The following is a 12,060-nucleotide window of genomic DNA, read 5'->3' on the forward strand; positions in this document are numbered from 1 at the left end:
TTTTGCTTTCGAAAAACGCCTTCGAAAAATTATTTTTTTGAAGTCGTTTTTTAAACGTCAAAAACATAGCATTTTCGAAATTTTTTTTTGAGAAAATTTAACCTCTTTATATTTAGCTTTAGGAATAAATAAAAAAAAACACCTGTATCTAAAAAAAAATAGATATTTTTGATACTTGATTTTTCTTTACCGAAAAACTTATTTTTGTTTCATTAAAAAAAATATTTTATCCATGCGTAATCGTTACCTTACTTTCCTGTCATTTCTTTTTGTAACTCAAACCTTGTTTTCGCAGGAAACCGGAACTTCATATAAAGATAAATTTACAGAAGGGAATTATCTGCTTTTAGAGCAAAATTACCCTATTGCACTCCAAAATTTCTTGGATGCCTACCATATTGATTCTTCTAATGCGAATATTAATTACAAAGTGGGTTTGTGCTATTTAAATTCCTCTTCTCAAAAAAATAAAGCATTGCTTTTTTTAGAAAAAGCCGTACAAAATGTGAGTAAGAATTACGATTATCTTGGAGTAGGTGAAAAACATGCTCCCATTAACGCATATTATTATTTAGGAAGAGCGTATCATTTGGCGTATCGCTTTGATGATGCTATTGCCAGCTACCAAAAATTTGAAACGTTTCTTAAAAAAAGAGACGGTGATTTAAAATCGGATGCTGATCATCAAATCGAAATGTGTCAAAACGGAAAACTCTTTTATGCAGCTCCAGGTGATGTACGAATTACCAATTTGGGAGATAGTGTGAATTCTATTTATCCAGATTATTGTCCAGTTCTTTCTGCGGATGAGAATACACTTATTTTTACTTCTCGTAGACCAGATAATACCATTGGTAATCAAAAAACAATAGACGACCAATATTATGAACACATTTACATTTGCTACAAAAAAGCAGACGGAACTTGGACATCGCCGGTTTCGATTAGTTCGAATATTAATTCGGATGGTGTAAATAATGCTACTGTTGGCTTATCTGCCGACGGGCAAAGTTTGTTGATTTTTAAAGGAGATGTTGGCGGCGGTGATTTATACATTAGTACTTTAAACGGAAACGATTGGACCAAACCAATAGCACTTGGATCTGATATCAACACGAACTCTTGGGAGCCAAGTGCATCCATTAGCGCAGATGGAAATACCATTTATTTTGTAAGCGATAGAAAGGGAGGATTGGGCGGAAGAGATATTTGGAAATGCGTGAAACTCCCGAACGGGGAGTGGAGTAAAGCCAGTAATTTGGGCGCTCCTATCAACACACCTTACGATGAAGATGGTCCTTTTATTCATCCGGATGGAAAAACATTGTTTTTTAGCTCTAAAGGACATAACAGTATGGGCGGTTTTGATGTGTTTTATTCCATTAAATCGGATACCGGATGGTCAAAGCCACAAAATATGGGCTATCCTATCAATACGCCAGATGATGAAGTGTATTATGTTGTTTCTCCAGATGGAAAACGCGCTTATTATTCTTCCGACAAAGCTGGAGGATACGGTGAAAAGGACATTTACATGATTAATTTTCCACATTCAGTGGAACAACCACTTACTTTGATAAAAGGTGTTATTACCCCACCTGCAGGACAAGAATTACCAGATGGAATAACCATTGTTGTAACAAATACAACAAGTGGAGAAACAGTTGGTACCTATAAGCCCATCAAACGCAACGGTAACTACACATTTATTTTGCAACCGAATGCAGATTACAAAGTATCATATCAGTTAAATGATAAAGAGTTTTACTCGGAAGACATCAATGTTCCTGCCGGATCTTCTTTTCAAGAATTAGACAGAGCCATAAAATTAGATGAAGTAAATATGCACGGAGGAATTGCTGCAGCATTAGATTCTGTTACGAAGCCGAAAGCGGATAATAAGAAGATAAATACTTCCGGATTGGAATACGCGTTGTTTTTCAAATACAATGTCAATGAAATTGATGTGAATGAAACTTCCTTCAAACAATTTGTGGACACGCTTTACACGACTTTACAAAACAATCCGAATTTAAAAATTGTGATAGAATCAAGTGCTTCCAAAGTGCCAACGCGGAAATATAAATCCAATAAAAAATTGGCTGAGCTGAGAGCAAATCATGCAAAAGAACAAATTGTAACAGCTTTAAAGGCAAAAGGATTAGGAAAAAGTCAATTGAAATTTCATAAAAAAGCTTTGGTGGGCGGACCAAAATACAATGCTGATTATGAACTTCGCAAAGCAATTTATGAACAATTCCAATTTGTGAAAATAAAACTGGAGTAAAAAAACCATATTCTCTTTGGAAAGAAGCAATACCGAAAGGATTGCTTCTTTTTTTATTAACAACATCGGAAAAGAGAGCGATATAATTCTTATTTTGCATTCAAATTTTGAGATTGAAAAAATATTTTTTTGAGTGAAGAAAAAATGACATTTAAAACACGAAAGGTTCTTTTATTATTGCTGTTTGTTACGTTCTGTTTTTTTGCTTTTTCCCAACAAGACGAACATGGTTTCATTGATCCGAGAGCTGCGAAGGAGCATTTTTCACATAAAAATTATTTGGCGGCGATGAAAGTTTACAAAGAACTCATCAAGCAAGAACCTCAAAATGTGGAATATCATTACCGCCTCGCTCAATGTTATCTGTATACACATCTTGAAAAAGAAACAGCCATTACCGAACTCAAATTTGTAACTGCCCATAATTACGATAATGAAGCGTGGTTTGATCTCGGCAAAGCCTATCATTATGCCAATCATTTTGACGATGCTATCAAAGCGTTTACTCGATTCAAAGAAAAAGCAGATTCTAAAGACGCTGCAGAAGCAGACCGCGAAATAGAAATGTGTAATAATGGAAAGCAATTGGTAAAATACCCTGTCAATGTTACGTTTGAGAATTTAGGTCATTTGATAAATACTGAGTTTCCTGATTATTATCCCTTTGTTCCAGACGATGAATCCTTTCTGATTTTTACTTCGCGCAGAGCCGAATCAATGGGTGGACGCAAAGAAATGGATGGTTATTATTCTTCCGATATATTTATTTCAACTGCCGTAAATGGGAAATGGACAAAGCCAAAAAATATCGGTCCAGAAATAAATACTCCTTTAGATGAGCAAGCTGTTGGATTAACTCCCGATGGAAACAAAATGATTATTTACCTCGATCACATTGATAAATTTGGCGACTTATACGAATCTGATCGAAAAGGAAAAAACTTTGAACATCTCTATAAATTAAATGAAAACATCAATGGAGGTTTTGAAACTGCTGGCTCTGTTTCGCCCGACGGAAATACTTTTTTCTTTGCCAGCGAACGTCCAGGTGGATTAGGAGAAACAGATATTTACATGGCTCGAAAACTTCCGAACGGACAATGGGCTTTGCCGCAAAATTTAGGATCCAATATCAATACCAAATACAAAGAAGATTTTCCCCGTATGTCGGACGATGGAAAAACGCTTTATTTCGCTTCACAAGGGCATTCCAGCATGGGCGATTTTGATATTTTTAAAGCGGAATGGAATCCGGATGATAACACTTGGAGTGAGCCTGTTAATCTCGGTTATCCGATTAATACTTCTGGCGATGATCGTTCGATTTGTTTTACAGAAAACAATCGTGTGGCTTATCTTTCCGCTGTCCGTGATGGTGGTTACGGTGATTATGATATTTACCGTGTTACGTTTAATAATACCAATCAGCGCTACGAAATTTTTACTGGAAAAGTAAATTCTACCGATTCTACCATAGCAATTAGTTCGCAAATTACGGCAATCAATACCAAAACAAACGATTCCCTTTCCTTTATTCCCATACAAAGTAGTGGAAAATACGTAATGGCACTTATTCCCGGAATATACAACATCACCATTACAGCCAATGGCTACAAAACAATTAGCGATAAAATAATTGTGTTTGATATCGGCACATTTAAAGGCGAAACCAAAAAAAATTATCTCTTAGAAAAAACGCCCTAAAACACATTTGAAAAATTATTTTTTTGAAGCCTAAAAACATGACAAAATTAAAACTAAGTAAACCGCTTGCATTTATAGATCTTGAAACGACAGGTGTAAACGTGGGTTCCGACCGAATTGTTGAAATATCAATTCTAAAACTTTTTCCGGATGGAACGAAAGAATTAAAATCGCAACGCATTAATCCAACCATTCCCATTCCGATTTTTGTTTCTAAAATTCATAATATTTACGATAAAGATATTGTGAACGAACCAACATTTAAAGCAATGGCACACACGTTTTCTGCGTTTTTGGAAAATTGTGATTTGGCCGGTTACAATTCCAATAAATTTGACATTCCTTTATTGGTAGAAGAATTTTTGCGCGCCGATATTGATTTCGAAATTAAAGGCAGAAAATTAATTGACGTACAAAATATTTTTCATCAAATGGAACAACGCACCTTGAGTGCCGCGTATAAATTTTATTGTGCCAAAACCTTAGAAAATGCGCACAGCGCGGAAGCCGACACCATTGCGACGTACGAAGTGTTGGAAGCACAATTGGAAAAATATCCGGAACTAAAAAATGACATGACTTTTTTGCACGAGTTTTCATCACGTAGTAAAAATGCTGATTTGGCAGGAAGAATTATTTTCGACGAGAAAGATGTGGAAGTTTTTAATTTCGGAAAACACAAAAATAAATCGGTGGAAAGTGTTTTTAAAACCGAACCTTCTTATTACAATTGGATGATGGATGGCGACTTTCCGCTGCATACAAAAAAAGTAATTACCGCCATTCGTTTGCGTAGTATTGCGAATAAAACGAGCGTGTAAATCGAGTTTCAAAAAAATAATTTTTCAAATGAAAATAATTTGTATCGGACGAAATTACGCCGAACACGCCAAAGAAATGAACAGCGCTGTTCCCGAAGAACCTGTTTTTTTTATGAAACCGGAAACCGCACTCATCAAGAATAATCAACCTTTTTATTTTCCAGATTTCTCCAAAGAAATTCATCACGAAGTGGAATTGGTTTTAAAAATTTCTAAAAACGGAAAAAATATTGACGAAAAATTTGCACATAAATATTACGATTCCATCGGCATTGGTATTGATTTTACGGCACGCGATTTACAAAAAGTTTGCAAAGAAAAAGGTTTGCCTTGGGAAAAAGCAAAAGCCTTTGATGGCTCAGCACCTGTCAGCGAATTTATTCCGATTGCAAAATTAAATGCTCCTGAAAAAATAATTTTTCACCTCGAAATAAATAATAAAATAGTTCAAAAAGGAAATTCTGAAAATTTAATTTTCTCGTTCGATACCATCGTTGCGTACGTCTCTAAATTTGTAACATTAAAAACGGGAGACCTTATTTTTACTGGAACTCCAGAAGGTGTGGGCGCTGTAAAAATTGGCGATGTATTGGATGCGTATCTCGAAAATGAAAAAATATTATCGTTTGAAATAAAATAATTTTGCAAAAAAACGTTTCGGAAAAATTATTTTTTCGAACGACAAAAAAACATTTTAAAATCATAAAAATGAATCTTAAAAAAATTAGTTTTGAAAAAATATTTTTCGCTTTCCTAATAACTGCAACGTTTTCAGCATGTACAAACAATGGAACTTATGCTTTAGATTTTCTACAAAAAGGAAATGTAGCTGATTCTCTGAAACATTATAAAGAGGCAATAAATGATTATAACAAAGCCCTTGAATTTAATCCGAATTATGCCATTGCATACAACAATCGCGGAAAAACAGAAATTGACATGGAGAATTATCAAGCAGCAATAATAGACTGCAACAAAGCAATTGTATTGAACACGAATCTATCCTCAGCCTACTCCAATAGAGGGTTAGCAGAAATTAGCTTAAAGGATTATACAAAAGCTATACAAGACTGTAACAATGCGATTGTACTCAATCCAACTATTGCAGGAGCTTATAATAATCGAGGATTGGCAGAAAGTGATATGGACAGTTGCCAAAAAGCAATAAAGGATTATAACAAAGCCATTGCATTGGATATAAGGTTTACAGAAGCTTATGCCAATCGAGGATTTATGGAAATTAACCTACAAGAATATGAGAAGGGAATAAAGGACTTGAACAAAGCTATTGAATTGGATTCAACTTTTTCAATTGCATACTACAATCGGGGCATTGCAGAAGACAAGTTAAAGGATTATAAACACGCGCTGCAAGATTGTAACAAGGCAATTGAATTAGATTCAAATTCTGCAGTTTCTTTTCTCTATCGAGGAATGGTAAAATTTAATTCTGGTAACGCAGTTGCTTCTGTTCCAGACTTTGAAAAGGCTACTCATTTAGATTCTACTGATGTAGCTGCGTTTGCTAATCTTGGAGTAGCAAAATACAATTTAAAAGATTTTGATGGCGCAAAAATAGCTTGTAATAAAGCAATTCAGTTAGATTCTTCGCTTGCGAAAGATTTACAACAATACATGAAATAATTTTTTCGTAAAAAGCGTTTTGAAAAATTATTTTTTCGAAGAGCTTTTTTTCTTCTCGAAAATGTGTGGTTCAAAAATTTTTTTTCAGAAAAAAGACTTCAAATCCAATCCAAAAAAGTATTTTTGGGAGCATTAAAAAAAATATTTCATTAAAACTAAATAGCGATGAATTTACACGAATATCAAGGAAAAGACATTTTAAAAAAATATGGCGTGCGCGTGCAAGAAGGCATCGTAGCTGACACTCCTGAAAAAGCAGTGGAGGCTGCGAAAGAATTGCAAAAGCAAACTGGCACAAGTTGGTGGGTGGTAAAAGCACAAATTCATGCGGGCGGCAGAGGAAAAGCGGGTGGCGTTAAATTAGCCAAAAACTTGGACGAAGTAAAAAAAATAGCAAGTGAAATTATCGGAATGAATTTGGTTTCGCGCCAAACTGGTCCGCAAGGAAAAAAAGTCGGGAAAGTATTGATAGCACAGGATGTTTATTATCCTGGTGAAAGCAAAACAGCCGAATTTTATATGGGCGTTTTATTAAATCGCCAAAGCGGAAGAAACGTAATTATGTACTCTACCGAAGGCGGAATGGATGTGGAAGAAGTGGCAGCAAAAACGCCTGAACTTATTCACAAAGAAGAAATAGATCCGAAAGTGGGATTGCGCGATTTTCAATGTCGCAAAATTGCTTTCAACTTGGGCTTGAGCGGAAATGCGTTTAAAGAAATGACGAAATTTATTGCCAATCTTTACAAAGCGTATGATGGAACGGATTCGTCCATGTTTGAAATAAATCCAGTTTTAAAAACTTCGGACGATAAAATCTTAGCCGTTGATGCCAAAGTAACATTGGATAACAACGCGCTGTATCGTCATCCTGATTATCTCGCTTTGCGCGATTTAACGGAAGAAGATCCGACAGAAGTAGATGCTGGAAATCACAATTTGAATTATGTGCAATTAGACGGAAACGTAGGCTGCATGGTAAATGGCGCAGGTTTAGCAATGGCAACAATGGACATTATTAAATTGGCAGGCGGAAATCCAGCAAACTTCTTGGACGTTGGAGGAACAGCAGATGCAGCGCGAGTGGAACAAGCATTTCGGATTATTTTGAAAGAGCCAAAAGTAGAAGCTATTTTAGTAAATATTTTTGGAGGAATTGTTCGTTGTGATCGCGTGGCGCAAGGAATTGTAGATGCTTACAAAAATATGGGAACTATTAGAGTGCCTATTATTGTTCGTTTGCAAGGAACAAATGCGGTGGAAGCGAAAAAAATAATTGATGATTCGGGACTAAAAGTTTATTCGGCAATTTTGTTGCAAGAAGCAGCAGATTTAGTTCAGCAAGTATTGAAAAAATAATTTTTTCAAGCAATTAAATCCTTCTCCGAAAGAGAGGGATTTTTTTCAAATAAAATATAATAACAACCTAAAAAACAAAAAAATATGGCAAAAATTAAAGTAGCAAATCCTGTTGTAGAATTAGATGGCGATGAAATGACGCGCGTTATTTGGAAGTTTATAAAAGACAAATTGATTCTTCCTTATTTGGATTTAGATATTAAATATTTCGACTTAGGAGTGGAACACCGCGATGCTACAAACGATCAAGTTACGATTGATTCTGCGGAAGCAATAAAAAAATACAATGTTGGAATTAAATGTGCAACTATCACACCTGACGAAGCGCGCGTTACGGAATTTAAGTTGAAACAAATGTGGAAATCGCCAAACGGAACTATTCGTAATATTTTGGATGGAACTGTTTTTCGTGAACCGATTGTGTGTAAAAATGTACCACGTTTAGTTCCAAACTGGACGGCTCCTATTTGTATCGGTCGTCATGCTTTTGGTGATCAATACCGCGCAACGGATTTCGTTACCAAAGGAAAAGGAAAATTAACCATTACGTTTACGCCCGAAAATGGTGATGCTCAACAATCGTTTGAAGTTTATAATTTTAAAGGTGATGGCGTTGCACTTGCGATGTACAACACGGATGAATCTATCAGAGGATTTGCGCATTCGTGCTTCAACATGGCTTTACAGAAAAAATGGCCACTTTATTTATCTACAAAAAATACCATTTTAAAAAAATACGATGGACGTTTTAAAGATATTTTCGAAGAAATTTATCAGCAAGATTACAAAGCAAAATACCAAGCTGCCGGCATTACTTACGAGCATCGTTTGATTGATGATATGGTAGCAAGCGCTTTAAAATGGAATGGAAATTTTGTGTGGGCTTGTAAAAACTATGATGGTGATGTGCAAAGCGATACAGTGGCGCAAGGCTTTGGCTCATTGGGTTTAATGACTTCTGTATTAGTAACTCCCGATGGAAAAACAATGGAGGCAGAAGCGGCACACGGCACTGTTACACGCCATTTCAGAGATCACGAAGCAGGAAAACCAACTTCTACGAATCCAATTGCTTCTATTTTTGCTTGGACAAGAGGATTGGAATTTAGAGGAATGTTGGATAAAAATGTGGAACTCGTAAACTTCTGCAAAGCCTTAGAAGAAGTTTGTGTGGAGACTGTTGAAAGCGGAAAAATGACAAAAGATTTAGCCGTTTGTATTCACGGAAATAAAGTAAATCACGGAGAACATTATTTGTATACTGAAGAATTTTTAACGGCTTTAGATACTAATTTGCAAAAGAAATTGGCAAAATAACTCTCCATTTTTAAGGCTTCAAAAAAAGCGTCTCGGAAAATTAATTTTTCGAGGCGCTTTTTAGGTTGTTCTTTCTTTTTTATTATCTTTGGAAAATGCTATCGCGAAAAAAAAGTAAATTATCCGTAAAAATAATTTACGTTTGTTTCCTCACATTAATTTTTTTTCTGCCCAATAAGATGGAGGCGCAATTCATTCTAAATGGAAGTGCTACAATTATTACGCCTCAATGTTCTTCCGCAACTACAACATATCAATTAACCCCCGATTTAGGCGCACAAGCCGGAGAAATTTGGTATGCTACGCAAATTAGTTTAGCCAATCGGTTTGACATTCAATTTCAGGTTTTTCTTGGTACGAAAGATTATTATGGAGGTAGTGGTGCAGACGGAGTCTGTTTCGTTTTTCAACAACAAAGTACCAATGCCGGTAGTGCTGGAGGAGGAATGGGATTTGGAGGTATAACACCTTCTGTTGGTGTAGAATTTGACACGTATGAAAATGGTTGGGATCCTGCTTTTTGTCATACTGCAATTGAAAAAAATGGAGATGTAAATCACACAGATGGTTCGGGTAATAATCTGGCAGGTCCAGTTCAACTTAGCTCTACTAATCCAGATTTACCAGATGGAGCTTGGCACAGTATTGAAATTATATGGGATCCCATAACAAAAAAATTATCAGAGTATTGTGATTGTGTTTTTCGTTTATCCTACACAGGTGATATCGTAAGTACTGTTTTTGGTGGAAATCCAAACGTTTATTGGGGATTTACTGCAGGAACGGGCGGAGCCTCAAATCTACAAGAGATTTGCATCACACATTCTTATCTAACTAACAATCTTCGAGATACCTTGATATGCTCAGGCAACTCAGTACCATTAACTGTTTCAGGTGGAGTTTCGTACTCTTGGTCACCCGCTGCTGGTTTAAGTTCTACAACAACCGCATCTGTTACTGCAACACCAGCCACCACAACGAGTTATACGGTTTCAATAACAAATAATTGCGGATTAATTAGTAGAGACAGTGCCACCATAACAGTTAATCCGAATCCGGTTGTTACGGTTAATTCAACTGCGATATGCGCAGGCACTAATGCTACCCTCACGGGAAATGGAGCAACAGCTTATTCGTGGAGTACAGGATCAATAACAAATCCAATTACGGTAATACCAGCAACAACCACTACTTACACATTAACAGGAACAACGACAGGTTGTACGGGTACAGCCATTGCAACAGTTACGGTCAATGTATTGCCAACAATAACCGTAAATTCAGCAACAATATGTGCAGGTACAGGTGCAACTTTAACGGGCGTAGGACCAGCAGGTACGACATATAGTTGGAGTACAGGCGCAACAACTAATCCGATAACAGTAAGTCCTGCCTCAACAACGAGTTATACCGTAACAGGAACAGATGCGAATGGTTGTACAGGTTCAGCAGTAGCAACAGTTACAGTAGGTTCAACTCTGTCTATAACAGCAAGTTCACCAAGTATTTGTTCTGGTAGCTCAATAAGTTTAAGTGCAAGTGGAGGTACTACTTATTCCTGGAGTACAGGTTCCACTACAAATCCAATTACTGTAACACCACTTACTACTACAACCTATACCGTAACAGGTACTAGTAGTACTTGTAGTGGAAGCGCAACAGTTACAGTTACAGTTGATGTTTTAAAAGCAACGGCTGCTGGTTTTCCGGCTACTTGTAATGGAAGTTGCAATGGCTATGCAGTAGTAATTCCATCAGGAGGTACTTTACCATATACTTATTTATGGACACCAGGTGGTAATACTACAGCTAATGCGAATAATCTTTGTGCAGGAAATTATTGTATAAAAGTATCCGATGCCAATGGATGTAGTATAGATACTTGTGTCATAATAACGGAGCCGACAGCTCTTAATGTAAGTATTCCTACCTCAAGCAATGATTCGTGTAATAGATTATGCGATGGCACAGCAACTGGCTTGACAACGGGAGGAACAGCTCCTTATACCTATTCTTGGAATACAGTACCTGTTCAAACTACAGCGGAAGCTATATCCTTGTGTGCAGGCACCTATACTTTAACCGCCAACGATGCAGCAGGTTGTAGCAGTACTGCAAGTGTTACCATTACACAACCAACACAGATAACAGTAACACCTTCAGCCGCCACAACTATATGTATCGGACAAAGCACAACAATTAGTTCAACTGCATCAGGTGGAACACCTGCTTATACGTATAGTTGGAATGCAATCTATAACGGACAAAATTATACGGTGAGTCCTACAAGTACCCCAATTACTTATACGGTGATAGCCAACGATGCTAATGGATGTAAATCCACACCACAAACGGTAACGGTAAGTCTTAATCCTCCGCTGAATGTTATTGCGAAAAGCGACACCTCTTTGTGTATTGGAGGACATGCTACCTTGAACGCTATCGCAACAGGTGGAAACGGAAACTACAATTATGTATGGCAGCCGGGAGCTTTTTCAGGCAGCACAATAAGTCTAACTCCAATCACTACTACTATATATACGGTAACAGTAACAGACAACTGCGGTACACCTTCGGATTCGAGTACGGTAACAGTAAAGGTTAATCCATTGCCAACAGCGAGCTTTTCGGCAGATACGACCAGCGGTTGTTATCCACTTTGTGTAACCTTTACCAATTTAAGCACACCTCCAAGTGCATCCGCTACCTGGGAGTTTGGCGATGGCAATTCGGCAACAACAGTGGGAAGTGCAAGCTATTGTTATCAAACAGCGGGTCAGTTTAGTGTAAGCTTAGCGGTAAAAGATAGTTTAGGATGCAGTAATAGTACAACGATAGGTAATTTAATAACGGTTTATCCACATCCTACTGCCAACTTTAATATGAGTCCGAATCCGGTAACGATATTAGAACCGACAGTTTTCTTTA

General features: G+C 36.8%; 8 protein-coding genes. All 8 read left to right on the plus strand.

Annotated features, from left to right (window positions below):
• Positions 1 to 232: 232 nt before the first annotated feature.
• Positions 233 to 2,287, plus strand: a complete 2,055-nt coding sequence (locus ABIZ51_03770) for a hypothetical protein (GenBank protein MEO7087894.1) — start codon at positions 233 to 235, stop codon at positions 2,285 to 2,287.
• A 144-nt stretch (positions 2,288 to 2,431) separates the two neighbouring features.
• A complete protein-coding gene (locus ABIZ51_03775) occupies positions 2,432 to 3,991 on the plus strand; it encodes a hypothetical protein (GenBank protein ID MEO7087895.1) in 1,560 nt (519 codons plus the stop codon).
• Between the two features lie 38 nt (positions 3,992 to 4,029).
• The gene (locus ABIZ51_03780; protein MEO7087896.1) at positions 4,030 to 4,812 is read left to right on the plus strand and encodes an exonuclease domain-containing protein; all 783 of its coding nucleotides are present in this window, start codon (positions 4,030 to 4,032) and stop codon (positions 4,810 to 4,812) included.
• Between the two features lie 28 nt (positions 4,813 to 4,840).
• Positions 4,841 to 5,452 carry a fumarylacetoacetate hydrolase family protein gene (locus ABIZ51_03785; protein MEO7087897.1) on the plus strand — a complete coding sequence of 204 codons (612 nt, stop codon included), beginning with the start codon at positions 4,841 to 4,843 and terminating at the stop codon, positions 5,450 to 5,452.
• A 68-nt stretch (positions 5,453 to 5,520) separates the two neighbouring features.
• Positions 5,521 to 6,456: a tetratricopeptide repeat protein gene (locus tag ABIZ51_03790; GenBank protein ID MEO7087898.1), complete on the plus strand. Its 936-nt coding sequence runs from the start codon at positions 5,521 to 5,523 to the stop codon at positions 6,454 to 6,456.
• A gap of 165 nt (positions 6,457 to 6,621) precedes the next feature.
• Positions 6,622 to 7,815: an ADP-forming succinate--CoA ligase subunit beta gene (gene sucC, locus ABIZ51_03795; protein MEO7087899.1), complete on the plus strand. Its 1,194-nt coding sequence runs from the start codon at positions 6,622 to 6,624 to the stop codon at positions 7,813 to 7,815.
• 84 nt (positions 7,816 to 7,899) lie between these two features.
• Positions 7,900 to 9,132: an isocitrate dehydrogenase (NADP(+)) gene (locus ABIZ51_03800; protein MEO7087900.1), complete on the plus strand. Its 1,233-nt coding sequence runs from the start codon at positions 7,900 to 7,902 to the stop codon at positions 9,130 to 9,132.
• 179 nt (positions 9,133 to 9,311) lie between these two features.
• Positions 9,312 to 12,060, plus strand: a 2,749-nt coding sequence (locus tag ABIZ51_03805; protein ID MEO7087901.1) for a PKD domain-containing protein, incomplete at its 3' end; no start/stop codon positions are given.

The sequence above is a fragment of the Bacteroidia bacterium genome, from assembly GCA_039924845.1.
In the GTDB taxonomy this organism is placed as follows: Bacteria; Bacteroidota; Bacteroidia; order DATLTG01; family DATLTG01; genus DATLTG01.

Excerpts from the sequence above, each read along its gene's own strand:
- ABIZ51_03800 (MEO7087900.1), top strand. The coding sequence starts at position 7,900 with ATGGCAAAAATTAAAGTAGCAAATCCTGTTGTAGAATTAGATGGCGAT.
- ABIZ51_03780 (MEO7087896.1), top strand. The coding sequence starts at position 4,030 with ATGACAAAATTAAAACTAAGTAAACCGCTTGCATTTATAGATCTTGAA.
- ABIZ51_03785 (MEO7087897.1), top strand. The coding sequence starts at position 4,841 with ATGAAAATAATTTGTATCGGACGAAATTACGCCGAACACGCCAAAGAA.
- ABIZ51_03790 (MEO7087898.1), top strand. The coding sequence starts at position 5,521 with ATGAATCTTAAAAAAATTAGTTTTGAAAAAATATTTTTCGCTTTCCTA.
- sucC (MEO7087899.1), top strand. The coding sequence starts at position 6,622 with ATGAATTTACACGAATATCAAGGAAAAGACATTTTAAAAAAATATGGC.
- ABIZ51_03775 (MEO7087895.1), top strand. The coding sequence starts at position 2,432 with ATGACATTTAAAACACGAAAGGTTCTTTTATTATTGCTGTTTGTTACG.
- ABIZ51_03770 (MEO7087894.1), top strand. The coding sequence starts at position 233 with ATGCGTAATCGTTACCTTACTTTCCTGTCATTTCTTTTTGTAACTCAA.